The organism is Micromonospora sp. NPDC049107, assembly GCF_040648595.1.
Classification (GTDB): Bacteria; Actinomycetota; Actinomycetes; order Mycobacteriales; family Micromonosporaceae; genus Micromonospora.
The window spans coordinates 873753-896337 of sequence record NZ_JBEZEC010000001.1; the positions used below are offsets into that span (position 1 = coordinate 873753).

Below are 22585 nucleotides of genomic sequence, written 5' to 3' on the forward strand. Positions count from 1 at the left end.
GCCGGCCGTCCCCAGCACGGGGGCGGCCGGCCACCGCGTCGACGCGTCAGTCGCGGGGGCCGAGGTCGCCGCTGCGGTAGTGCCGCCGGCAGAGCACCTGGTAGCGCACGTCGGCGGTCTCCACGGTGTCGCCGATGACGACCTGTTCGCCCTCGCGGACCACCCGATCGTCGACGACCCGAGCGTTGAGCAACCCCTCCCGGCCACACCAGCACAGCACCTCGACCTGGATGCGGGCCACCTCGTCGGCCAACTCGAACAGGCGCTGCGCGGCGGGGAACAGGCAGGACCGGAAGTCGGTGGCGAGGCCGAACGCGAACACGTCCACGTCGTAGCTGTCCACCAACTCGGCCATCTGCTCGACGTGCTCGACGGTGTAGAAGCAGGCCTCGTCGCAGATCAGGTAGTCGACGCGTACCCCGTCGGCCCAGCGCCCGCGCACCAGCGCCCGCAGGTCCAGGTCGTCGGTGACCTCGATGGCCTCGTGGGCCAGGCCGATGCGGGTGGTGACCTGTGGACCCAGCGACCGGTCGATGCGGGTGGTGACCAGGCCTCGGCGGCCCTGCCGGGCGTGGTTGTAGTTCATCTGCAACGCCATCGTGGACTTACCGCAGTCCATCGGCCCCCAGAAGAACTTCAACGCCGCGGCGTGCACCGGCCGCCCGTCGAGCCCGCGCGCGGCCGCGCAGGCGGCGGGAGCGTGCGGCTGGCCGGGGAACGGGTGGGCCAGGCAGGTCGGGGTGGCAGCGGCGTCGTCGGTCACGGTCGGGCAGCCTAGCCGATCGACCGGCCCGGATCTGTCAGGTGCGTCGCACGTGCTCAGAGCACCCGTGGTGGGGTGTTGCCGGCCGCGATGATGGCCCGGCGCATCGGCACCGCCAACAGCAGCAGGAACCCGACCACGAAGAAGCCCACCAGTGAGACCAGGCCCACGCGGTAGGAGGCGGTGAGTTGGAACACGATGCCGAACGCGAGCGGGCCCAGCCAGCTCGTACCCCTGTCGCTGATCTCGTAGAAGCCGTAGTACTCGCCCTCCTTGCCGGCGGGGATGAGCTGGCTGAACAGGGACCGGCTCAGCGCCTGACTGCCCCCCAGGACCAGACCGATGCAGGCGCCGAGCGCCATGAACGGCAGCGGCGCCTCGGCGGGCAGCCAGAACACGCCGAGGATCACACCGGTCCAGAGCACCAGGCTGATCAGCACCGTCTTGCGCGCGCCGATGCGCCGGGCCAGCGCGCCGAGGAGCAACGCGCCGCCGAAGGCGAGGAACTGCACCAGCAGGATCGTGACGATCAGGGTGCTCTGCTCCAGCCGCAGCTCCTCGGTGCCGTACTGGCTGGCCATCGTGATGACGGTCTGGATGCCGTCGTTGAAGACGAGGAACGCGAGCAGGAAGAACAACGTCAGCGGGTACGCCCGGATCTCGCGCAGGGTGTGCCCGAGCTGCCGGAACCCGTCGGTGAGCACGTTGCCCCGCGCGGCCACGGCCGCTGTCACGGGACGGTCGCGCAGCCAGCGCAGCGGCACCAGGGTGAACGCCGCCCACCACACGCCGGCGGACACGATCGACCAGCGGGCCAGGTCCAGGGTGCGCTGCGGGTTGTCGTCCTCGCTGAGCAGGGAGACGGTGGCCAGGTTCACCGCCAGCAGCAGGCCACCGCCGAGGTAGCCCAGCGCCCAGCCACGACTGGAGATGCCGTCCCGTTCGTCCGGGCCGCCGAGCTGCGGCAGGAACGAGTTGTAGACCACGATCGCGGCGCCGAAGGAGATGTTGGCGACCAGGAACAACGCGCCGCCGAGCAGGTACCGGTCGCCGGTGACGAAGGCCATCGCGATGGTCGCCCCGGCGCCGGTGAACGCGGCCCCGCCGAGTAGGCGTTTCTTGTGCGCCGACCGGTCGGCGATCGCCCCGATGACCGGCAGCGCGAACACGGTCAGGAACACCGACAGCGAGATCAGGTACGGGTAGTACGACCCGGCCGCGACCCGGATGCCCAGCGGGTGCACGTACCCGTCGCAGGTGTCCGCGCCCAGCTCGCAGCCGGCGGCCGTCTCGGCGACGGTGGTCAGGAACGGGCCGAGGAACACGGTGATCACCGTGGACTGGAACGCGGAGTTCGCCCAGTCGTAGATGTACCAGCCTCGGCGCTCGCGGGGGGTGCTCGCCGGAGGCGGGGTGTCGGTCACCGTGGGGGTCACGGTCTCGGCCATCGGGGGTTCCTTCGGTGCTGGTCAGGCGGTCCAGTGGCCGCGGCTGCGGTAGACGTCGCGCAGCACGCCGACGTGATCGGTCATGATGCCATCCACGCCACGATCCAGTAAGTCGTGCATCTGGTCCGCATCGTCGATCGTCCAGACGTGCACCTGAAGGCCGAGCCGGTGGCAGTAGTCGACGAATCGGCGGTCCACCACCGGCACCCGTCCGTAGCGGGGCGGCACCTGCGCGGCCACCACCGACGGGGGCAGCCGCAGCGGCCGGCCGTGCAGCGAGGCCAGCCGCAGCCGGGCGACTCCCCGCATGCCGAGGCTGGTGGCGACGCGCCCCTGGGTGAGCGCCCGCAGCCGGGTCAGTCGGGCGTCGCTGAACGAGGCGAGCAGCACCCGGTCGGCCGCGCCGACCCGGGTCAGGGTGGCGACCGTCGGCGCGACGCCGCCGTCGGCCTTCACGTCGATGTTGAAGCGGACCTGCGGCCAGGCGTCCAGCACCTCGTCGAGCCGGGGTACGACGGCGGCGCCGCCGACGCGTACCGAGGCGAGGTCGGCCCAGCTCAGGTCGGCGATGCGCCCCGCCTCACCGGTGACCCGCGCGAGCGTCGGGTCGTGGAAGATCACCGGGACGCCGTCGGCGGTGGCGTGCACGTCGGTCTCCACGTACCGGTAACCGAGCCCGACGGCACGGGCGAACGCCGCAGTGGTGTTCTCGTCGCCCTCGGCGGCCCCGCCGCGGTGGGCGAACGCCAGCGGCGCGGGCGCGTCGAGGTAGGCGGATCGGTTGAGCACGCGACGCAGTATGCACGCGGCCGGTGGAGCGCAGATGGCCTGTCGGCGACATTCGTCCGCGCGGGCCCTGGCGCCCCCGTCACCCCCGTGGGGCGGGAGCGCCAGGGGGCTCACGGGCGCACCACGTACCCGCCGGTGAGGATCGGGTACCGGGGGCGTGGGGGCGCTTCCGGGGGCAGTTCCGTCTCGGGGTCGAGGCAGCCGGTGGGTGCCGGCTGAGTCCCGTTCTGCGTCTGGGCGTCGACGATCACGTCGGGCTGCCGACCACCGTCGATGATCTTGACGTAGTAGCCGTGGTTGCGGACCGGGTCGACGCCGTCGGGAACGATCGCCGTGAACACCGCGACGTTCCCGACCACCCGAAGGCAGGTCACGTCGGCCCGTCCCCGGGCAACCTCGGTGCCGTCCGGCAGCGCGTGCCGGTAACGGAACTCGCCACGCGTCGACCCGTCGACGGTCGTGACCGCCGCGACGCCGAACCAGATCCGGTGCCCGACCATGTTCGGCTCGTCGTACACGAAATGCCCCGAGCCGGCGACCAGCGCCACGGGCCTCGGAGGCGACGTCCCGTTCGGCGCGGTGGGCTGCGCCCACACCGTCGTCGACCCGGCGGCGACCAGCGCGACTGTCGCCGCCGATGCCGTCCCGACCCGTGCGTACCAGAGCATGGAAAACTCCCTCGCGTCGATGGCTTGACGCTCTTCAGCCTCGTCGCAGCCCTGATCGCGCTGATCCCCACGCCGAGCCAACCGCCTCCCCTGCCCGGGGGAGCCGTGGGCCCGCGCCGAGGCGGCGCGCGACCCCCACAGCCCGCGCCGAGGCGGCGCGCGACCCCCACAGGCCGCGCCGAGGCGGCGCGCGACCCCCACAGGCCGCGCCGATCTTGCGGTTTGTGTCGCCGTTATGGCCGGCTCGGCCCGGTATGTCGCCACAGAAAGTGCAAGATCGCGGGGGTGGGCGGGGCGGGGGTGGGCCTCGGGCGCGGGGCTTCAGGGGGTGCGGCGGTGGGTGCGGCTCGTGTCGGTGGGGCGGCCGGGGTCGACGTGGTGGGGGAGGTCGGGTTCGTCGGGGCGCAGGGGAGCGAGGGTGTCGGTGAGGGCGTCGATGATTCGGTCGGTGGCTCGACGGGCCGCCCCGGGGGTGGCGGCGTTTGACTCGCCCAGGTCGACGGGTTCGCCGAAGTGCACCCGGATCACCGGGCGACGCCACAGGGAGCGGGCGATGCCGGGCAGCATTCCCTTCGGCGTCAGGTAGGGCAGCACCTCGTGCGCGCCCCACTGGGCGACCGGGATGACGGGTGCGCCGCAGGCCAACGCGAGCCGGGCGACGCCGGTCTTGCCGCGTTCGGGCCACATGCCGGGGTCCAGGCCGATGCGTCCCTCGGGGTAGATGAGGATCACCGAGCCGGCCGCGACGGCCTGGGCCGCGTCGTCGAGGGCCTGGTGGACGGCGCTGGTGCCCCGGTCGACCCGGATGTGCCCGACGTGGCGCATCGCGGCGCCGAGCACGGGGGCGCGGAACAGGCCGGCGGTCGCCATGATCCGTGGGGCGATGCCCCGTTCCCGGCAAGCGGCGATCATGACCAGGGGGTCGAACGGGCTGATGTGGTTGGCGGCCAGCACGAGCGGTCCCCGGCGCAGGTGCGCGGGGACGTCGCCGGTGACCTCCAGGCGGGCGAGCAGGGCCACCAGGGCGCGGGCCAGCATGAGGGCGGCCCGCCAGAGCAGTGGTGGCTGCCAGGTCGTCGTGTCCATCAGCGCGCCATCCTCGCACGAGGCGGTGGGGCCCCGAGGGCGAGTGGCCGGAGTGATCAGGGTCATTGGTCCCGGGCCGCTTTGGGCCGCCCGGCCCTGCCCCTTTCTCTACGACGAGCAGTAGTATTTACTACGTCTCGTAGTACGCATAGTTGGGGGTTCAGGTGGACGCGTTGGACGTCGCCCGGTGGCAGTTCGGTGTCACGACCGTCTACCACTTCCTGTTCGTGCCACTGACCATCGGCCTGTCCGTGCTGGTGGCGATCCTGCAGACGATGTGGCACCGCACCGGCAACGAGCGCTACCTCAAGCTGACCAAGTTCTACGGCAAGCTGTTCCTGATCAACTTCGCCATGGGCGTGGTCACCGGCATCGTGCAGGAGTTCCAGTTCGGCATGAACTGGAGCGACTACTCCCGCTTCGTCGGCGACATCTTCGGCGCGCCCCTGGCCATCGAGGCGCTCGTGGCGTTCTTCCTCGAGTCCACGTTCATCGGCCTGTGGATCTTCGGCTGGGACCGGCTGCCCAAGCGCGCGCACCTGGCCAGCATCTGGGCCGCCGCCATCGGCACGAACCTGTCCGCGTACTTCATCCTCGCCGCGAACTCGTTCATGCAGAACCCCGTCGGCTACCGCATCAACCCCGACAGCGGACGCGCCGAGCTGACCGACTTCCCGGCCGTGCTCACCAACAAGGTCGCCCTGATCACCTTCCCGCACACCCTGGCCGGCTCGTTCCTGGTCGCCGGGTCGCTGATCGTGGCGGTCGGCCTGTGGCACGTGATCCGCAACCGGGACTCCGCCGACACCGGCGCGTACCGCTTCGCCACGAAGTTCGGCTCGTGGGTGGTCCTGGTCGCCTCGGCGGCCGTGCTGTTCACCGGCGACATCCAGGGCAAGATCATGACGGATGTGCAGCCCATGAAGATGGCCGCCGCCGAGGGTCTCTACACCACCGAGAGCCCCGCCTCGTTCTCCGTGCTCACCATCGGCAGCCTCGACGGCAGCCGCGAGGTGTTCGCCCTCAAGATCCCGTACCTGCTGTCGTACCTGGGCACCGGCGACCCGAACGGCACCGTGCACGGCATCAACGACCTGCAGGCCCAGTACGCCACCCAGTACGGCGCGGGCAGCTACACCCCGATCATCCCGGTCACCTACTGGAGTTTCCGCTTCATGGTCGGCTTCGGGTTGGCGGCGGGCGCGATCGCCCTGCTGGTGCTCTGGAGCCAGCGCAGGGGCCGTACCCCGCGCAGCAAATGGCTACTGCGCGCCGGCCTGGCCATGCCGGTGCTGCCGCTGCTGGCCAACTCCTTCGGCTGGATTTTCACCGAGATGGGCCGCCAGCCGTGGATCGTCTTCGGCGAGATGCTCACCCGCAACGGCGTGTCCCGCAGCGTCTCGCTCACCGAGGTGCTGACCTCCTTCACCGCCTTCACGCTGATCTACGCCACCCTCGCCGTGATCGAGGTCAAGTTGCTGCTGCGCTACGCCAGAGCCGGCGTGCCGGACGTCAGCGAACAGCCCTCCACCGACGACACCGACGACGCCGAGCGTCCGCTCGCCTTCGCCTACTGATCCCGGAGCCCATCGTGGACCTGACCACCATCTGGTTTCTCCTCGTCGCCGTGCTGTTCACCGGCTACTTCATCCTGGAGGGCTTCGACTTCGGCGTCGGCATGCTGCTGCCCGTGCTCGGCCGCGACGACCGGGAACGCCGGGTCCTGATCAACACCATCGGCCCGGTCTGGGACGGCAACGAGGTGTGGCTGATCACCGCCGGCGGGGCGATGTTCGCCGCGTTCCCCGAGTGGTACGCCACCCTCTTCTCCGGCTTCTACCTGCCGCTGCTGCTGATCCTGCTGGCCCTGATCGCCCGCGGGGTGGCCTTCGAGTACCGGCACAAGCGCCCCGAGGCGTCCTGGAAGCGCCGCTGGGACGCCGCGATCGTGGTCGGCTCGCTGCTGCCGGCGATCCTGTGGGGCGTCGCCTTCGCCAACATCCTGCGCGGTGTGCCCCTGGACGCCGACCACGAGTACGTCGGTGGCCTCGTCGACCTGCTCAACCCGTACGCCCTGCTCGGTGGCGCGACCACGCTCGCGCTGTTCCTGACCCACGGCGCGGTGTTCCTGGCCCTGAAGACCACCGGCGACATCCGCGACCGCGCGGGCGCCCTGGCGGTGCGCCTCGGCGTCGGCGCCGCCGTGCTCGCGGTCGGCTTCCTGGCCTGGACGTTGAGCATCCGCTCCAGCGCGGCCGCCGTCGTGCTCGCCGTCGGCGCGGCCCTCGCCCTGCTCGGTGGCCTCGCCGCCGCCCGGGTACGCCGGGAGGGCTGGGCGTTCACGGGTACGGCCGTGGCGATCGGCCTGGCCGTAGCGACCCTGTTCGCGGCGCTGTTCCCGAACGTGCTGCCGTCCACCCTCGACGCGGCGGGCACGCTCACGGCCACCAACGCGGCCTCCACCCCGTACACCCTGAAGATCATGACCTGGGTGGCGGTGATCTTCACTCCGGTGGTGCTGGCCTACCAGGCCTGGACGTACTGGGTGTTCCGCAAGCGCATCGGCATAGCCAACATCCCCCAACACTGACCCCCACCCCCCACCCGCCACCGATCATGGACTTGTGGTGCCCGACCTGGGGCATCAAGGGCGCTTCGTCACCCACCACGACTCCATGATCGACGGGAGTCCGGCCGGGGAGGTTATCGGCTGGTCGGTGTCGGGGCGGGCCGCTACGGTGTGCCGATGCGCGTTCGTGAACTCACCATCGACGACCTGGACGACGCCTGGGAACTGGGCCGGTTCGCGTTCGGCTCTGATGCTCAGCGGTCCCCGCACACCACCGTCGAGGTGCCCGGCATGACCCGCTACGGCGCGTTCGACGACACCGGCCGGCTCGTCGGCAAGGCCGTCGACCTGCACCACGACCAGTGGTGGTCCGGTCGGGCCGTCGCGGCGGCCGACGTCGCCGGGGTGGCGGTCGCCCCCGAGGCGCGGGGCCGGGGTGTGGCCCGAGCCCTGCTCACCGCCCTGCTGGCCGGGGCCCACGAGCGTGGCGCGGCGATCAGCGCCCTGTACCCGACCGTCGCCGCCCCCTACCGGGCCTGCGGCTGGGAGGCCGCCGGTGTGCTGCGCACCGTCAACGTCGCCACCGCCGCGCTGCCCCGGCACCGGCCCGCGTCGCACCTGACCGTCCGCGCCGGCACGCCCGCCGACCTGGACGCCGTCGCTGCCCTCTACGAGCGGGTCACCCGCCACCGCAACGGCATGTTGACGCGCCGGGGCAAGCTGTTCGACTTCTTCGCCGCCGACGCGAAACTGCCCGGTGACGGGATCACCCTCGTCGAGGACGACGGCGACCTCGTCGGCTACGCCACCTGGCAGCGCGGCCGGGGCTACGGCGCCGACTCGGTCCTCACCGTCGACGAGGCTCTGGCCACCACCGCCGACGCGGCCCGGGAACTCGTCGGGGTGCTCGGGAGCTGGGCCAGCGTCGCGCCGACCCTGCGGCTGTGCCCGCTCGACGGTGACGCCGTCAGCGTCCACCTGCCGTTGGAGGCGGCCCGGGACCACGAGCGGGACCTGTGGATGCACCGCCCGGTCGACGTCGTACGGGCGGTGGGTGAGCGCGGCTGGCCCACCCACGCCCGGGGCGTCGTCGACTTCCACCTCACCGACCCGCTCGCCGACTGGAACACCGGCACCTGGCGGTTGGCCGTCGCCGACGGCGAAGCCGAGCTGACCAGACTCGACGGCGAGGCGGATCTGCGGCTGGACGTGCGCGGTTTCGCCCTGCTGTACGCGGGCGCGGCGGGTGCCCGCTCGGTGGCCCAGGCCGGCCTGCTGCACACCGTGGGCGTCGAGCCGGACGCCCTGGACCTGCTGGGCGCCGGCGGTCCGGCACACCTGCTCGACTACTTCTGACGGCCCCTTCGGGGACGGGTGGCAGTCCGGCGCGCCGGTAGGGTGTGTCGGTGCAGATCCTGACCCGCGTCCACTCTGGAGCGACGGCGCAGCGGCTGCTGCCCCATCCGCGCCTTGCGTTGGTGGCGGCCTGGGACGCCGACGGTCCGGCGATCCGGATCTGGGAGTACCGGGACGGAGAACTGCGGCAGCGCGGAGTCGTCGGCGTGGATTCGGCCGGCTACGTCGAGGACGTCGGCTACGAACGGTTGAAGCGGACACCCTCCGCCGCCTGGCACCCCCGCGACCCGTTGTTGGCGGTGGCGGACGCCGAGAGCGTTGTTCTCTGGACCCCCTCGGGCACGTCGCCGGTCGACGGCGTCCCGTCGACCGAGTACCGGCGGAAGGTGGCGTTCAGCCCCGACGGTCGCACGCTCTGGTTGTCGCCCGCCGCCGGAACGGACGGCTGGGAGCACTCCGTCGCGCTCGATCTCGCCTCGGGAACGACCCTGATCGGCCCTCGGTGGGACACCGGGGTGGTGGCGCATCCGGCGGGTGGCCTGGTCTGCTCCCTCGTGAGCGACCAGGGCGCCACGCTGGTGCTCTTCTGCGCGGACACTGGGCCGGTGCTGCGGCCGGTGCGCCGTGCGCTGGTCCTGGACTGTGACGGCTACGAAGCGCCGATCTTCAGCTCGGACGGCCGGCACCTCGCGGTACGGGGCAACGCGTACAACAACTCGCTTGAGGTGTTCGCGTTTCCCTCGCTGCGGCGCGTCCTGGGCATGACGCTGGGGGAGCCGAGCCCGGGGTACCCGTACCCGCAGGAGTGGTTGGATGAGATGCGGGCCTGGTCCCGCCACAACGTCGCGTTCGGTCCGTCGCCGCGGGTCCTCTGGATCGGGACACCCGAAGGCGTGGTCGTCGAGCTGGACGTCGACGGCGCTCGGGTAGTCGAGCACGAGGTGCTGCCTGGGGCAGCGGTGACCGCGCTGGCGGCCACCGCCACCGGTGAGCTCGTTGTCGCCGGCAACGACGAGCTTCTTGTCCTGTCGGTGGGCACGGCCGACCCGGGCGAGGCAGCCGGGGCCTCAGTGACCGCGTTCCTCGCCGGCACCCGCGAGGCGTCGGTCGTCGACATGGACCAGCTCGACCTCACCGACGGCACGCGGGACTGGCAGTCCGGCGACCTGGCGCCGGTCAGCGAGACCTCCGCGACCGACCCGTCCTGGCTGCGGATCCGGGCGGCCATGAACCGACGCACCTGAGTCGCTTCCGGCGTCAAGCCACGCCCGCCGGTTGAACCGCGTTCCGGCGTCAGGCGACGCCCGCCAGCTCGTCGTTGGCCCGCTCGGTGACGAGCGCGAGGACGCGGGCGGCGACGTCGGCCTCGGCGGGCGGGATGTCCCCGTACAGCCGGGCGGTGATACCCCCGACGGCCTCGGCGACACGGGCCTGCGTGCTCTGGCCGGCATCGGTGAGCGACACCCGCGGCTCGGTGGTGTCGTCGAGCAGCGCCAGGCCGGCGTCGACGAGGCCGTCGATCACCTCGAGCACGGCCGACTCGTCGACCCTGCGGGCGCTCGCGAGGCGCCGCACGAGCGAGGTCCGGTCGACGGGGCCGGCGGTGAGGGCGTTGAGGGCGATGACCTGGGCGAAGTCGATGCCCAGGGGCGCGACGGCGCGGTCGAGCAGGGCCCGGGTGGCGAAGTGGGCCTGACCGATGACCTGACCGTTGAGAGTGGACACGTTGCCTCCTTCGAAAACGTTGGCTGAACCAACGTTGGTAGAACCAACGTAACATGGTTTGTGGGTCACGCCAACGATTACTGTTAGGCTCCCGCCATGGACGCCACCGCCCCGCAGTCACCCGCCGGGCTGCGTACCACCGCGAGCTGGCTGCTCAACCAGGTCGCCGCCCACGCCGGCCGACTCGCCAGCGCGGGCTTCGCCGCACACGACCTACGCGGCTACCACTTCCGGCTCCTCGCCTCGCTGGCCGAGGACGGCCCCGCGAGCCAGGCCGACCTGGGCCGCCGCTGCGGCATCGACCGCAGCGACGTCGTGGCCGCCATCAACGACCTGGCCGGCCGGGAACTCGTCGTACGCGCCCCCGACCCGGCCGACCGCCGCCGCAACGTCATCAGCCTCACCGACGCCGGCACCGACGAAGCCCACCGGATGGCCGACACCGTCGCCCGCGTCCAGGACGACCTGCTCGCGCCCCTGTCGAGCGCCGAACGCGCGCAGCTGACCCGCCTGCTCACCCGACTGCTCGAGCACCACAACGGCCACTGACCGCCGCTCGGGCCCGCCCCACCGCAAGGCAGCGCTCAGCTCGCCTCGCGCAACTCCGCCAACCGGGCCTCGATCTCGGCCAACTCCGCGCGCAGCTTCTCCGCCTGCTGCTCCGCCTCGGCCCGCTCGGCGCCCAGGATCTGCTCCACCGCCTCCTGCACACCCGGCACGTCCACCAGCGCCACCATCTTCAACGCCTCGGCCGGCTTCACCACGTACGGCTTCGCCAGGGCCTTGCTGCCCTGCTGCGCGGCGACCGTCCACTCGCCGTCCGCGTACGCCAGGGTCACCGTGAGGCCCGCGGGCCCCTTGGGCTTCGCGGCCTTGACCGCCCGCCGCGCCGGCGGCTTCTCGACCTGCTCCACCTTCGGCTCCTCCTGTCGCTGCGCGGGCACCCGCGGCGTGTCCAACACGAACTCCGGCGCCGCCACCGCGGGCGCCTCCGGTTCCGGCTCCGGTTTCGGCTCCGCCACCCGCCGGCCCGCGCCCTTGGGCGCGACCGCCAGATCGGCGGGGGAGAACGGCAACTCGTCACGACCGAACCGCACCACGACGAACTCGTCGGACACGTCCGGATCGGTCAACTCGACCACCTGGCCGACCTGACCGGCGATCTGCCCCGCCGACGCGGTGAACACCACCCTCGGCTTACGGCCGGCCGCCAACGCCTCCCGGATGCTTTGCACCTCGTCAGTGGACAAACCCTGGCCGGCATCCATCACAACCCTCTTCCGTACACCTGTTTGATTGCTGTCTTGATACCAGTCGACTGCGACACCCGCCGCACGGGGCTTAGGGCGTGTGTGAAGCCCCTGGCCGGCCGTTGGCTGGACTCCGCCTCGGCTCGACCGAGGACTTTCACACACGCCCTAGCCGCCGAGGGCCCGCAACGCCCGATCGGCGTGGTCGTTCATGCTGACCTCGCTGTGGATCACCTCGATGACCCGCCGGTCCGTTCCGATCACGAACGTCATCCGCTTCGTGCTCAACGCCCCCAGCGGCACCCGCCGCCGGACCCCGAACGCCCGCGCGACCGTCCCGTCCACATCCGACAGCAGCGGATAGTCGAAGCCGTGCATCGTCGAGAACTCCGCCTGCTTCGCCACCTCGTCGCGGCTGATACCCACCCGCGACGCGCCCAGCGCCGTGAACTCCGCCGCCAGGTCCCGGAAGTGGCAACTCTCCGCCGTGCACCCCCGCGTCATCGCACCGGGATAGAAGAACAGCACCACCGGCCCCGACGCCAGGAACTCCGACAGCCGACGCGGCGTGCCCGTCTCATCCGGCAACTCGAAGTCGTCCACGACATCGCCGACACCCACACCCGCCACCGCGCACCTCCGTAGTCCGAACGACCGCGCGGGAAGCGTAAGCGATCACACCCGCAGCGCCTCGTGCGCCACCAGCACCACGGCCCGCAGCATGTGACCCTCCTTACGACGACTCGTCCGCGCCGGTCACGGTAGCGTCGGCCCAACCCGCCCGACAGACCCGGAGGCGCCATGGCACCCGTCACCGTCATCACCGGCGGAGGCCGCGGCATCGGCGCGGCCACCGCCCGCCGCCTCGCCACGGCCGGCCACCACATCGCCCTGTGCTACCGCCGCGACGACGCCGCCGCCGCGACCGTCCTGGCCGACCTGCACGCCACCGGCGTCCAGGCCATCGCCGTACGCGCCGACACCACCGACCCCGACCAGGTCACCGCCCTGTTCGACGCCGCCGCGCAGCTCGGCCCCCTCACCGGCCTGGTCAACAACGCCGGCGTCACCAGCCTCATCGGCCCGTTCACCGACCTGCGCGTGGACGACCTGCGCCGCGTCGTCGACGTCAACCTCATCGGGTACGTCCTCTGCGCCCAGCAGGCCGCCCGCCGCCTCACCGACGGCGGCGCCATCGTCAACGTCTCCTCCGCCGCCGCGACCCTCGGCAGCCCGGGGGAGTACGTGCACTACGCCGCCGTCAAGGCCGCCACCGACACCCTCACCGTCGGCCTGGCCAAGGAACTCGCCCCGCGCGGCATCCGCGTCAACGGCGTCGCCCCCGGCCTCGTCCGCACCGACATCCACACCGACTCCGGCGTACCCGACCGCGCCGACACCGCCGCCGGTCGCATCCCGATGGGCCGCGCCGGCGAACCCGACGAGATCGCCGCCGCCATCGCCTGGCTCCTCAGCCCGGACGCCTCCTACACCGCCGGCGCCGTGCTACGGGTCTCCGGCGCCCTGTGAGCCGGGGCGCGCGACACGCGCCCCGGCCCACCGCCCTCAGTGGGTGAACAGCTTCGCCGCCGTGATCACCGTCTGCACGACCCCGTAGCCGAGCAGCACCGCCACCACCAGCCAGGAAATCCACAACCGGGCCTGCTGCCCGCTCCGACCGTCGTCGCTCATCGCGTACCACTCCTTCCCGCCGCCGTGACCTCGTCCACGTCCTGCTCCACCGGCTCGTGATAGCGCTGCGGCACCGGTCGCACCAGCAGGTTCGCCACGAAGCCCACCGCGAGGACACCCACCATCGTCAGCAGCGCCGGCCGGTACGCCGCCGCCGTCAACGTCCCCGGCTTGCCCTGCGCGTCGAGGAACCCGTTAACGATCAACGGCCCCGCGACACCCGCCGCCGACCAGGCCGTCAACAACCGGCCGTGGATCGCCCCCACCTGGTACGTGCCGAACAGGTCCCGCAGGTACGCCGGCACGGTCGCGAAGCCGCCACCGTAGAACGACAGGATCACGCACGCGAACAGCACGAACAACGCCGTCGCCGTGTGCCCGAACAGCGCCAGCAGCGCGTACATCGCCATGCCCACGCCGAGATACACCAGGTAGATCGGCTTACGGCCGATGACGTCCGACGTCGACGACCACACGAACCGGCCCGCCATGTTGAACAACGACAGCAGACCCACGAACCCACCGGCCGCCGCCACCGACACCGCCGACGTCCCGTTCTCCCGGAAGAAGTCCTGGATCATCGGGCTGGCCTGCTCCAGGATGCCGATGCCGGCCGTCACGTTGCAGAACAACACCACCCACAACAACCAGAACGACCGCGTCTTCACCGCGTTCGCCGCCGACACGTTCGCCGTGGTGACCAGCGGCTTCGCCGCCACCGACGCGGGATCGAAGCCCGCCGGACGCCAGTCCTCGGCCGGCACCCGCACGTTCGCCACCCCGAACATCATGATCACGAAGTAGCCCAGGCCCAACGTCACGAACAACCACACCAGCGCGCTGCCCGACGCCGTCGAACCCGCGTTCGACGGGTCGTAACCCGGGTCGTAGAACGACAGCAACTGCCGCGACAGGGGAGAGGCCACCATCGCCCCACCACCGAACCCCATGATCGCCAAACCGGTCGCCAGACCCGGCCGATCCGGGAACCACTTGATCAGCGTGGACACGGGGGAGATGTACCCGATACCCAGACCGATGCCGCCGAGCAGGCCGTACCCCAGGTACAGCAGCCACAACTGCTTCGTGGCGATGCCCAGCGACCCCACCAGGAAACCCGCCGCCCAGAAGCAGGCCGACACGAACATCGCCTTACGCGGCCCGTTCGCCTCCACCCACGTCCCAGCCACCGCCGCGGACAACCCCAGCATCACGATCGCGATACTGAAGATCACCCCGATCGCGGTCTGACCCGTGTCGAAATGGGCGATCAACGAATTCTTGTAGACGCTCGTGGCGTAGACCTGGCCGATACAGAGGTGGATGGCCAACGCCGCCGGGGGAATGAGCCACCGGCTGTAGCCGGGCGGCGCGACGGTATGCCGACGATCGAGTGCGGACAGCATGCGCTGCTTCCTCTCCGAGGCGGACGAAACGTGGTCACAACGTGCCCACCCCGCACCCAAGGAGCAAACCTCACCATCGCCGGACGGTCCCTCCCGTGAGCTGAGCGGTCACTCAGCCCACGCCGCACCTACCGCAGCTCCGGCGCATGCCAGCCACCCGCCAACGCATCCGCGTCCGCCGGACCCCAACTACCCCTGTCGTACGAGCGCACCGGCGCCGCCAGATCCAGGATCGGCGCCACGATCCGCCACTCCTGCCGAATCGTCTCCGCCCGCGCGAACCGCAGATGCTGCCCGTCCATCGCGTCGTCGAGCAACCGCTCGTACGCCTCCTGACGCCGACCCAACGCCGCACCGAAGTCCACCGACAGATCCACCGGCCGACTCGCCACCGCCGCGCCCGGACTCTTCGCCTGGATCGACATCGTGATGCCATCCCCACGACCCAACCGGAACCGCAACAGGTTCGCCGGCGCCTCCGCCCCACCCTCGGCGGGGATCAACGACCGCTGCGGCCGCTTGAACTCGACCACCACCTCCGTCGCCGTCCCCGGCAACGACTTGCCCGTCCGCAGATAGAACGGCACACCCGCCCACCGGGGCGAATCCACCGTCAACCGCGTCGCCACGAACGTCTCCGTGTTCGAATCCGGCGCGACACCCGGCTCATCCCGGTAACCCGCGTACTGCCCCCGCACCGTCGACTCCGGCGACAACGGCACGACCTGCCGCAACACCGCCGCCTCCGCCTCCCGGAACGAATCCACGTCGTCACCAGCCGGCGCGTCCATCGCGATCAACGCCACGACCTGCAAAATGTGGTTCTGCAACACGTCCCGCGTCGCACCCACCGTGTCATAGAAACCGGCCCGACCCTGCGTACCGAAACCCTCAGCGAGGGTCACCTGCACGTTGTCGACGTGCTCACGGTTCCACAACGGCTCAAACAGCCGGTTGGCGAACCGGAACGCGTACAACCCCTCCACCGCCTCCTTGCCGAGGTAGTGGTCGATCCGGAACACCCGACTCGCGTCGAAAGCCGCACCCAACGTCCGATCCAACTCCTCGGACGACGCCAGGTCACGCCCGAACGGCTTCTCCACGATCACCCGACCACGGTCGGCCAACCCGACCGCCGCCAAGCCCCGCACCACCGAACCGAACACCATGGGCGGAATCGCCAGATAGAAGATCGGCCGCCGCGCCGCACCCAGACGCTCCGCCAGCCGCTCGTACGTCGCCGGATCCGCATAGTCCCCGGAGATCATCGACAGGTTGGCCGCCAACGCGTCGAACGTCTCGTCATCCACCTCGTCAGAAGCCTCCGCCACCGACTTACGGGCGGTCGCCACCAACTGCTGATCATCCCAGGGGGAGCGGGCCACCCCGATCACCGGAACGTCGAGACGCCCCCGCCGCGTCAACTCGTACAACGCCGGAAACAGCTTCTTCGAGACAAGATCACCTGTCACACCGAACAGCACAACCGCGTCTGAACGCACGCGCATGACACTTCCATCCGATCATGTGGACCTGATCTTCCGAACGGACAACGGCGCGCCCCACCGGAGGAATTCCCCGCGAACGGCCCACGTGAGGTCGGCGACAACGCCACAACGGAAGATGACCCCACAGCGCTCCGCACACCCCCAGGAAGGACCAGAATGACCCTGGCCGCCGACCGCTCACCGGAAACCGGCCCCGACGTGGTGTGCCTGCCAATGTTCGGCACGACCCGCGCCGCCACCGCCGCCGCCTTCCACCCCGCCCTCGCCGGCACCGGCCTCCGGGAGACATACCTGGACCTGCCCGGCCACGGCGACACCCCACCCACCTGCCCGCCCACCTCCCAGGCCCTGCTCACCACCATCTGCGCCTGGCTCGACCACCACATCGACGGACCGGCCCTGCTGGCCGGCGCCTCCTACGGCGCCTACCTCGCCGCCGGCATCGCCCGCCAACGCCCCGACCTCGTCCGCGGCCTACTCCTGATCTGCCCCGGCATCACCATCGCACCGGCCAGCCGCACCCTGCCCGAGCACCGCCCGCCGCCAGGACCCACCGGCTGGCTCGACGACGCGCCCACCGACCTGCGCCCACACCTCGACACCGCGCTCGGCCACCGCACCCCGACCGTCGTCGCCACCGTCCTGCGCGCCCTGGACACGGGCGGCCCCGGCGACCACACCTTCCAACAGGAACTGCGCACAGGCCCCGGGTACGCGCTCCCCGACGAGACCGCCGACACCCCCTTCGACGGGCCCGTCAGCGTGCTCACCGGCCGCCAGGACGGCATCGTCGGCTTCGCCGACCAGTTCCACGCCATGCGCCGCTACCCCCGAGGCACCTACAGCACCGTCGACCAGGCCGGGCACTACCTGCCCTTCGAACAACCAGCCCTGCTCCGCGCCCACACCCGGGCCTGGCTCCGCCGAACCCCACAACCTGAGGCCGGTACGCGACAATGACCGCCATGGCTGACCTGGACGACACCAAGGCCGCGATGCACTACTACCTTCGCAGGAACCGCGACGACCTCATCTGGAAACTCGACGGCATCAGCGAACGCCAGGCCAGAACGCCCCGCACCACCACCGGCAACAACATGCTCGGCGTCGTCAAACACTGCCTCAACGTCGAGGCCGCCTACTTCGGACCCACCTTCGGCCGCGAGTTCCCCACCCCGCAGGAGCTGGTCCCGCTCACCGCGTTCGACGACGACCCGCAGGCAGACTGGTACGCGGACGAGAACGAGACCAAGGACGGCCTCATCGACCTGTACCGCCGCGTCGGCGCCTTCGCGGACGAGACGATCGACCAACTACCGCTCGACGCGCCGGGGCAGGTGCCCTGGTGGCAACCCGGCCGCCAGGACGTGACACTGGCCCGGACCATCATGCACGTCACCAGCGACATCGCCCGGCACGCCGGTCACCTGGACATCATCCGCGAGCAGCACGACGGGGCGATCGGCTGGCAGCGCGACAGCACCGGCATTGCCGACGGATACGACTGGCCGGCGTACGTCGACAAGCTGCGCAAGCTAGCCGACCAGTTCGACTGACCGAGCTGGGGGAGAAGGCCGCGGAAACGACACTGCCCTGCCGGTGCTACCGGGCACCGGCAGGGCAGTCACACCGCCTGAAATCAGTTGTCGGTGCCCTTCAGCCCCTGCAACATCTCGGCGAAGTCAGTGGTCTCCGCCGGCGGAGGCGTCTCGATGGTGACCGCCTTGCCGTAGTCGGTGTAGTCGACCACGATGTCGCCCATCGCGCCCATGACCGTGGCCGCACGACGCGGCCGGTACTGCTCGTCGACCCAGAGGTCGACCTTGACCTCCTTGACGCCCGCGGCGGTGAACTGCTTCTCGACAGCGGCCCGCAGCTTGGCGTCGACCTGAGCCAGCTGCGTCGCCACCGGGGTGGTGACGGTGTAGTGGACAGTGCGCGCCCCGTTCACCGTCTCCTCACCGACGACCGTCACGCCCTCGGACGCGAGCAGGGTCTTGACCTGCTTGGTCGGGTCGATGTCCTCGAACTGCTTGCTGAAGTCCATCCCGGCCTGCTGGCCGATGCTGCCCATGTCCATCTTCAGCCACCGCTTACCGCCCATGCTCGAACGGTCCTTCGCCGGCACCTCGACGTAGAACGCGGTCCCGATCAGCCGGACGGTGGTCGGACCGTCGTTCGGGTCCGCCATCGTCATCTCGGCCTTGACCGGGTCACCCAGGTCCAGGACACCCTGCATGGAGATCTTCTGGCCGCCGGTCGTTCCCGTCATCGTCAGCGTCACCGAGTCGCTCTTGTCGGTGACGTCGATCGTCTTCTGCAACGAGCCCTTGAGGTCGCTGGCCAGCAGCTCAAGGACGCTGGTCTGCTTCGGCGCGTCGGACGAGCCCGACGAACCGGTCGCCACGCCGCAGGCGGAGGCGGTGAGCGCCGTAAGCGCCGAGACCGCGACGACGGCGGTCTTCTTCCACAGTGACACGTGATTGCTTCTTTCCGACAAGGCTGCGGGGAATCTCCCCAGTAGATCGACGACACGCTAGCCCACCGCGTCGATCTGCGGGTGCCGTGCCACATTCGATAATGCACATTATGTAAAGTCGTCCGATCTGGTGGCCCCCCGCCACGCCACGGGCGAGCCAGTCGCACATCAGGCCGAGTGGACGCGCGTCCTCGTTCGACCTGACGAGGCGTGCGTTGACCGGCGGGAGCAGGCCAGCTCCGTCGGACCGCCGAGGTCCCGGTACACGGTGGGCGTGCCCGCCCGACCACAGGTGTGACAGCTTGCGGGCGACGTCATGCCGCACACGATCCGTGGCTCCTCGATCAGCCTATGGCCGTTCGGGCCGGCCCCGACCGGGCTGCCGGCCGCCGTGGTGGGCTGTCCAGGCTGCGCTACGCCTGCCCCACCTACGGGGCAGCTCGACAGTCCTTCGCCGAGGTCGGTGCGGTCGCCCGGATGGCCTCCATCCCCTACTCCCCCCGCTTCCCGGGAACACGAAAATGCTGCATAATATCCCTTATGCATGACAAAAAGGACGAATCGCTCGGAGCCTTGATCGAGGAGTTCCTGACCGCCCGGGCCACCCGTAAGCCCTCCCCCCACACCCTGGCGGCCTACCGACGCGACCTGTTCGCGGTGGCCAACCTGGTCTCCGCCGGTAATGCCACTCCCCTCCCCCTCGACGAAGTGTCGATCACCGACCTCTCCCCCCGGGTGTTACGGGCGGCGTTCGCCCGGTTCGCCGCTCCCCGCGCCCCCGCCTCGGTGCACCGCGCCTGGTCCACCTGGAACAGCTTCTTCACCTTCCTGGTGACCGACGGTGTGGTGGCGGGCAACCCGATGCCGGCGGTCGATCGGCCCCGGGCCGTCCTGCCCGAGCCGAAGCCGCTGCGGGGCGCGGACACTCCCGAGGTGCTGCTGGCGTCGGTGGCGCGTGACGACGGCCGGCAGCGGGACCCGTGGCCGGAGCGGGACGTGGCGGTGTTGGCGGTGGCGCTGTGCGCCGGGTTGCGTCTGTCCGAGCTGCTGTCGTTGCGGGTCGGTTCGTTGGCGGGTCGACCGGGTGAGCGGCGGATCGAGGTGGCCGGCAAGGGTGGGCGTCCCCGGGTGGTGCCGATCGAGACGGACCTGGACCGGGTGCTGGCGGACTATCTGGCCAGTCGGGCGCGGCGGTTCGGGTCGCGGTCGGTTCGCCCCGACTCGGCGTTGCTGGTGGACCGGCGGGGTGAGCCGCTGCGCCGCGGTGGCCTGCAGTATCTGGTCGAGTCGTGTTACCGGCGGGCGGGTATCGGTGACCGGGTACCCAAGGGGGCGCGGTTGCACGCGCTGCGGCACACGTTCGCGACCCGGTTGGCGGAGGACGGGGCGGGCGCGGCGGAGATCATGCGGTTGTTGGGGCACGCGTCGTTGGCGTCGTCGCAGACGTACATCGAGGTGACGGCGGGTCAGCAGCGGGAGGCGATCCGGGCTAGTCGTACCCACCGGGTGTTGGCTGCTCTGGTGTCGGCGGAGGGTGACGCGGCGCGCTGATGCTGGCCTCAGCCGAGGTCGACGAGCAGGGGTCGGTGGTCGGAGATGGTGGACGTCGGCGTGGTGACGGCCCGTACGGGCGGGAGCGCGTCGAGGGCGTGTCGGTCGGCGAGGATGTGGTCGAGTTGGACGCGGGGTTGTCCGGAGGGGTAGGTGGGGCGTCGGCCGAGTGGCTGCCAGCGGGACACGAGGCGGGCCGGGCCGGCGGGGAGGTTGAGGTCGCCGAGCAGGACGCGGGGGCCGGGTAGGGCGCGCAGGGCGCGCACGGTCTGGCGGAGTTGGCGGGCGTTCCAGCCGGGTACGAAGGACAGGTGGGTCGCGGCGACGGTGAGGGGGCCGTGGGGGGTGTCCAGGATGGCGGCGAGGACGACGCGGGGCTCGTCGTCGAGGAGGATGAGGCCGCCGCCGGGTCCGGGGGCGTAGATGGGTGAGCGTACGGGCGCGGGTTTGAGTCGGGTGATGTGCCAGCTGCGCACGGGGTGGCGGCTGATGAGGCCGATGCCGTAGCAGGGTTCGCCGTGGCCGTCGTCGTCGTGGCGCAGGGGTCGGAACCGTTCGCCGGGGGTGCCGACGACGGCGGCCGCGAAGCGGTGGTGTGGCGCGTCGAGGGCCTGGGCGGCGATGGCGGTGAGGTCGAGGTTGCCGCTGCGGTGTTGGTCGCGGTCGACTTCCTGCAGGGCGAGGACGTCGGCGTCGAGGGCGTGTACGGCGGCGGCGAGTCGGTCGGGGTCGACGAGGCCGTCGGTGAGGGATCGTCCGTGCAGCAGGTTGAAGGTGGCCAGGCGCACTCCTGCACCTTACGTGTCCGTGGCAGGGTTGCCGCGTGGTGAAGCTGTTGCTGTGTTCGATGCTGGTGTTCGTGGCGGTCGGGGCGTGGGGGGTGTGGTTGCGGCGTAGGCGGGGCCGGTGAGCGGTGAGTCGCGCCACTTGCGGGGCTGGTGGGGTGGGTCGGGTGGGGAGAATTGCCGACCGTGGACGCCGTATCGCTGAGTACCCTGCTGGCCGCCGCGGCGATGGCCGGGTGGGTGGATGCCGTGGTCGGTGGTGGCGGGTTGTTGCTGCTGCCGGCGTTGTTGGTGGCGGCTCCGGGGGTGCCGGTGGCGACCGCGTTGGGCACGAACAAGTTGGCGGCGATCTTCGGTACGGCGACGGCGGCGGCGACGTACGCGCGGCGCACGAAGGTGGACTGGCGGGTGGCGGGGCCGGCGGCGGGTGTGGCGGTGCTCAGCGCGGGGGTGGGCGCGGCGTTGGCCGGGGCGGTGCCGGCGTCGGCGTACCGGCCGGTGGTGTTGGTGGTTCTGGTGGCGGTGGCCGTGTTCGTGTTGTTGCGTCCCCGGTTGGGGGTGGTGGCTGTGCCGGCGCGGCGGACGCGGGCACGGGTGGCGGTGGCGATCGGTGTGGCCGGGGTGGGGATCGCCCTGTACGACGGGTTGATCGGGCCGGGGACGGGCACGTTTCTGGTGCTGGCGTTCACGACGTTGGTGGGTGCGGATTTCGTGCACGGGTCGGCGATGGCGAAGGTCGTCAACGCGGGTACGAATCTGGGCGCGTTGGTGGTGTTCGCGGTGACCGGGCACGTGTGGTGGTGGTTGGGCGCGGCGATGGCGGTGTGCAACATCGTGGGCGCGGTGGTGGGTGCGCGGATGGCGTTGCGTCGCGGGTCGGGGTTCGTGCGGGTGGTGTTGCTGGTGGTGGTGCTGGCGTTGGTGGCGAAGCTGGGTTACGACCAGTGGGCGGCCCGGTAGGGGCGCGGGTTCAGGCGCGGCGGCTGGGTGAGTCGAAGCGGCCGGCGCGGATTTCGCGCAGGGCCCGGCGGCGGATGTCGCCGCGCAGGGTGTCGACGTAGAGGGTGCCGCGCAGGTGGTCGGTCTCGTGTTGCAGGGCGCGGGCGAGGAATCCGCTGCCGGTGATGGTCAATGGTTCGCCGTGCTGGTCGACGCCGTGGGCGGTGGCGTGCAGGGCGCGCGCGGTCGGGAAGTACAGCCCGGGGATGGACAGGCAGCCTTCCTCGTCGTCCTGGAGTTCGTCGGACAGTTCGAGGGTGGGGTTGATGAGGTGGCCTCGGTGGCCGTCGGCGTCGTAGACGAAGACCTGGGCGCTGACGCCGATCTGGGGTGCGGCGACGCCGGCGCGGCCGGGTGCGCCGAGCAGGGTGTCCATCAGGTCGGTGACCAGGGCGCGCAGTTCGGCGTCGAAGGTGGTGACCGGCTCGGCTTCGGTGCGCAGGACGGGGTCGCCGATGATCCGGATGGGCCGCATGGTCATGGGGGTCAGCGTATCGCCGGTGGTGGTGGT

Annotated in this window: 24 protein-coding genes; 10 read left to right on the forward strand and 14 right to left on the reverse strand. The window is 71.0% G+C overall.

Annotation, left to right across the window (positions count from 1 at the left end):
* Window positions 1-46 precede the first annotated feature (46 nt).
* The 5 genes from AB0B55_RS03810 to AB0B55_RS03830 form a co-directional block, all read right to left on the reverse strand.
* Window positions 47-655, reverse strand: a complete 609-nt coding sequence (locus AB0B55_RS03810) for a thymidine kinase (protein WP_357119446.1) — start codon at window positions 653-655, stop codon at window positions 47-49.
* A gap of 164 nt (window positions 656-819) precedes the next feature.
* Complete coding sequence (locus tag AB0B55_RS03815) at window positions 820-2211, reverse strand: MFS transporter (RefSeq protein ID WP_357118678.1); 1392 nt, start codon at window positions 2209-2211, stop codon at window positions 820-822.
* Window positions 2212-2232: 21 nt separating this feature from the next.
* Complete coding sequence (locus tag AB0B55_RS03820; protein ID WP_357170110.1) at window positions 2233-3000, reverse strand: glycerophosphodiester phosphodiesterase; 768 nt, start codon at window positions 2998-3000, stop codon at window positions 2233-2235.
* A gap of 110 nt (window positions 3001-3110) precedes the next feature.
* On the reverse strand, window positions 3111-3668 hold the full coding sequence (locus AB0B55_RS03825; RefSeq protein WP_357170113.1) for a hypothetical protein: 558 nt from the start codon (window positions 3666-3668) through the stop codon (window positions 3111-3113).
* A 321-nt stretch (window positions 3669-3989) separates the two neighbouring features.
* Window positions 3990-4754, reverse strand: coding sequence for a lysophospholipid acyltransferase family protein (locus tag AB0B55_RS03830; protein WP_357170116.1), 765 nt, complete (start codon window positions 4752-4754; stop codon window positions 3990-3992).
* 164 nt (window positions 4755-4918) lie between these two features.
* Between AB0B55_RS03830 and AB0B55_RS03835 the strand changes: the two genes are divergently transcribed.
* The 4 genes from AB0B55_RS03835 to AB0B55_RS03850 all read left to right on the forward strand — a co-directional run bounded on the left by AB0B55_RS03835 (window position 4919) and on the right by AB0B55_RS03850 (window position 9923).
* Window positions 4919-6331, forward strand: coding sequence for a cytochrome ubiquinol oxidase subunit I (locus AB0B55_RS03835; RefSeq protein WP_357170120.1), 1413 nt, complete (start codon window positions 4919-4921; stop codon window positions 6329-6331).
* 14 nt (window positions 6332-6345) lie between these two features.
* Window positions 6346-7344: a cytochrome d ubiquinol oxidase subunit II gene (gene cydB, locus AB0B55_RS03840; RefSeq protein ID WP_357118690.1), complete on the forward strand. Its 999-nt coding sequence runs from the start codon at window positions 6346-6348 to the stop codon at window positions 7342-7344.
* A 156-nt stretch (window positions 7345-7500) separates the two neighbouring features.
* Entirely contained in the window at window positions 7501-8679 is a 1179-nt protein-coding gene (locus AB0B55_RS03845) for a GNAT family N-acetyltransferase (protein ID WP_357170123.1), read from the forward strand.
* A gap of 50 nt (window positions 8680-8729) precedes the next feature.
* Complete coding sequence (locus tag AB0B55_RS03850; protein WP_357170126.1) at window positions 8730-9923, forward strand: hypothetical protein; 1194 nt, start codon at window positions 8730-8732, stop codon at window positions 9921-9923.
* Window positions 9924-9972: 49 nt separating this feature from the next.
* Here the strand turns inward: AB0B55_RS03850 and AB0B55_RS03855 are convergent, their stop codons facing one another.
* Entirely contained in the window at window positions 9973-10404 is a 432-nt protein-coding gene (locus AB0B55_RS03855) for a hypothetical protein (RefSeq protein WP_357170129.1), read from the reverse strand.
* A gap of 96 nt (window positions 10405-10500) precedes the next feature.
* Here AB0B55_RS03855 and AB0B55_RS03860 point away from each other — a divergent pair, with 96 nt between their 5' ends.
* Window positions 10501-10953, forward strand: coding sequence for a MarR family transcriptional regulator (locus AB0B55_RS03860; RefSeq protein WP_357170132.1), 453 nt, complete (start codon window positions 10501-10503; stop codon window positions 10951-10953).
* 35 nt (window positions 10954-10988) lie between these two features.
* Here the strand turns inward: AB0B55_RS03860 and AB0B55_RS03865 are convergent, their stop codons facing one another.
* Window positions 10989-11672, reverse strand: coding sequence for a hypothetical protein (locus tag AB0B55_RS03865; protein ID WP_357170135.1), 684 nt, complete (start codon window positions 11670-11672; stop codon window positions 10989-10991).
* A 150-nt stretch (window positions 11673-11822) separates the two neighbouring features.
* Window positions 11823-12284: a peroxiredoxin gene (locus AB0B55_RS03870; protein WP_357170138.1), complete on the reverse strand. Its 462-nt coding sequence runs from the start codon at window positions 12282-12284 to the stop codon at window positions 11823-11825.
* A gap of 171 nt (window positions 12285-12455) precedes the next feature.
* Here AB0B55_RS03870 and AB0B55_RS03875 point away from each other — a divergent pair, with 171 nt between their 5' ends.
* The gene (locus tag AB0B55_RS03875; protein ID WP_357170141.1) at window positions 12456-13184 is read left to right on the forward strand and encodes an SDR family oxidoreductase; all 729 of its coding nucleotides are present in this window, start codon (window positions 12456-12458) and stop codon (window positions 13182-13184) included.
* A 36-nt stretch (window positions 13185-13220) separates the two neighbouring features.
* On the opposite strand, the gene AB0B55_RS03880 is transcribed toward AB0B55_RS03875, so the two are convergent.
* From AB0B55_RS03880 to zwf, 3 genes are all read right to left on the reverse strand, one after another.
* Window positions 13221-13346 (reverse strand): hypothetical protein, encoded by a 126-nt coding sequence (locus AB0B55_RS03880; RefSeq protein ID WP_357118713.1) that lies wholly within the window; start codon window positions 13344-13346, stop codon window positions 13221-13223.
* Entirely contained in the window at window positions 13343-14752 is a 1410-nt protein-coding gene (locus AB0B55_RS03885) for an OFA family MFS transporter (protein WP_357118716.1), read from the reverse strand. Before AB0B55_RS03885 ends, AB0B55_RS03880 begins: the two co-directional genes overlap by 4 nt.
* Before the next feature lie 128 nt (window positions 14753-14880).
* Window positions 14881-16260, reverse strand: a complete 1380-nt coding sequence (gene zwf, locus AB0B55_RS03890) for a glucose-6-phosphate dehydrogenase (protein WP_357170144.1) — start codon at window positions 16258-16260, stop codon at window positions 14881-14883.
* A 156-nt stretch (window positions 16261-16416) separates the two neighbouring features.
* Between zwf and AB0B55_RS03895 the strand changes: the two genes are divergently transcribed.
* Window positions 16417-17220, forward strand: a complete 804-nt coding sequence (locus tag AB0B55_RS03895) for an alpha/beta hydrolase (protein WP_357118722.1) — start codon at window positions 16417-16419, stop codon at window positions 17218-17220.
* Between the two features lie 5 nt (window positions 17221-17225).
* Window positions 17226-17816 (forward strand): DinB family protein, encoded by a 591-nt coding sequence (locus tag AB0B55_RS03900; RefSeq protein ID WP_357118725.1) that lies wholly within the window; start codon window positions 17226-17228, stop codon window positions 17814-17816.
* Between the two features lie 83 nt (window positions 17817-17899).
* Here the strand turns inward: AB0B55_RS03900 and AB0B55_RS03905 are convergent, their stop codons facing one another.
* Window positions 17900-18739, reverse strand: coding sequence for a hypothetical protein (locus tag AB0B55_RS03905; protein ID WP_357170147.1), 840 nt, complete (start codon window positions 18737-18739; stop codon window positions 17900-17902).
* A gap of 540 nt (window positions 18740-19279) precedes the next feature.
* Here AB0B55_RS03905 and AB0B55_RS03910 point away from each other — a divergent pair.
* Window positions 19280-20290, forward strand: coding sequence for a tyrosine-type recombinase/integrase (locus AB0B55_RS03910; protein WP_357170150.1), 1011 nt, complete (start codon window positions 19280-19282; stop codon window positions 20288-20290).
* An 8-nt stretch (window positions 20291-20298) separates the two neighbouring features.
* Here AB0B55_RS03910 and AB0B55_RS03915 read toward each other — a convergent pair whose 3' ends face one another.
* On the reverse strand, window positions 20299-21078 hold the full coding sequence (locus tag AB0B55_RS03915; RefSeq protein ID WP_357170153.1) for an endonuclease/exonuclease/phosphatase family protein: 780 nt from the start codon (window positions 21076-21078) through the stop codon (window positions 20299-20301).
* A 183-nt stretch (window positions 21079-21261) separates the two neighbouring features.
* On the opposite strand from AB0B55_RS03915, the gene AB0B55_RS03920 reads away from it, so the two are divergent.
* A complete protein-coding gene (locus tag AB0B55_RS03920; protein ID WP_357170157.1) occupies window positions 21262-22035 on the forward strand; it encodes a TSUP family transporter in 774 nt (257 codons plus the stop codon).
* A 10-nt stretch (window positions 22036-22045) separates the two neighbouring features.
* Here the strand turns inward: AB0B55_RS03920 and def are convergent, their stop codons facing one another.
* Window positions 22046-22555 (reverse strand): peptide deformylase, encoded by a 510-nt coding sequence (gene def / locus AB0B55_RS03925; protein WP_357170160.1) that lies wholly within the window; start codon window positions 22553-22555, stop codon window positions 22046-22048.
* Window positions 22556-22585: the final 30 nt, after the last annotated feature.

Excerpts from the sequence above, each read along its gene's own strand:
- AB0B55_RS03815 (WP_357118678.1), bottom strand. The coding sequence starts at position 2,211 with ATGGCCGAGACCGTGACCCCCACGGTGACCGACACCCCGCCTCCGGCG.
- AB0B55_RS03825 (WP_357170113.1), bottom strand. The coding sequence starts at position 3,668 with ATGCTCTGGTACGCACGGGTCGGGACGGCATCGGCGGCGACAGTCGCG.
- AB0B55_RS03830 (WP_357170116.1), bottom strand. The coding sequence starts at position 4,754 with ATGGACACGACGACCTGGCAGCCACCACTGCTCTGGCGGGCCGCCCTC.
- AB0B55_RS03845 (WP_357170123.1), top strand. The coding sequence starts at position 7,501 with ATGCGCGTTCGTGAACTCACCATCGACGACCTGGACGACGCCTGGGAA.
- AB0B55_RS03860 (WP_357170132.1), top strand. The coding sequence starts at position 10,501 with ATGGACGCCACCGCCCCGCAGTCACCCGCCGGGCTGCGTACCACCGCG.
- AB0B55_RS03865 (WP_357170135.1), bottom strand. The coding sequence starts at position 11,672 with ATGGATGCCGGCCAGGGTTTGTCCACTGACGAGGTGCAAAGCATCCGG.
- AB0B55_RS03875 (WP_357170141.1), top strand. The coding sequence starts at position 12,456 with ATGGCACCCGTCACCGTCATCACCGGCGGAGGCCGCGGCATCGGCGCG.
- AB0B55_RS03880 (WP_357118713.1), bottom strand. The coding sequence starts at position 13,346 with ATGAGCGACGACGGTCGGAGCGGGCAGCAGGCCCGGTTGTGGATTTCC.
- AB0B55_RS03885 (WP_357118716.1), bottom strand. The coding sequence starts at position 14,752 with ATGCTGTCCGCACTCGATCGTCGGCATACCGTCGCGCCGCCCGGCTAC.
- zwf (WP_357170144.1), bottom strand. The coding sequence starts at position 16,260 with ATGCGCGTGCGTTCAGACGCGGTTGTGCTGTTCGGTGTGACAGGTGAT.
- AB0B55_RS03895 (WP_357118722.1), top strand. The coding sequence starts at position 16,417 with ATGACCCTGGCCGCCGACCGCTCACCGGAAACCGGCCCCGACGTGGTG.
- AB0B55_RS03900 (WP_357118725.1), top strand. The coding sequence starts at position 17,226 with ATGGCTGACCTGGACGACACCAAGGCCGCGATGCACTACTACCTTCGC.
- AB0B55_RS03910 (WP_357170150.1), top strand. The coding sequence starts at position 19,280 with ATGCATGACAAAAAGGACGAATCGCTCGGAGCCTTGATCGAGGAGTTC.
- def (WP_357170160.1), bottom strand. The coding sequence starts at position 22,555 with ATGACCATGCGGCCCATCCGGATCATCGGCGACCCCGTCCTGCGCACC.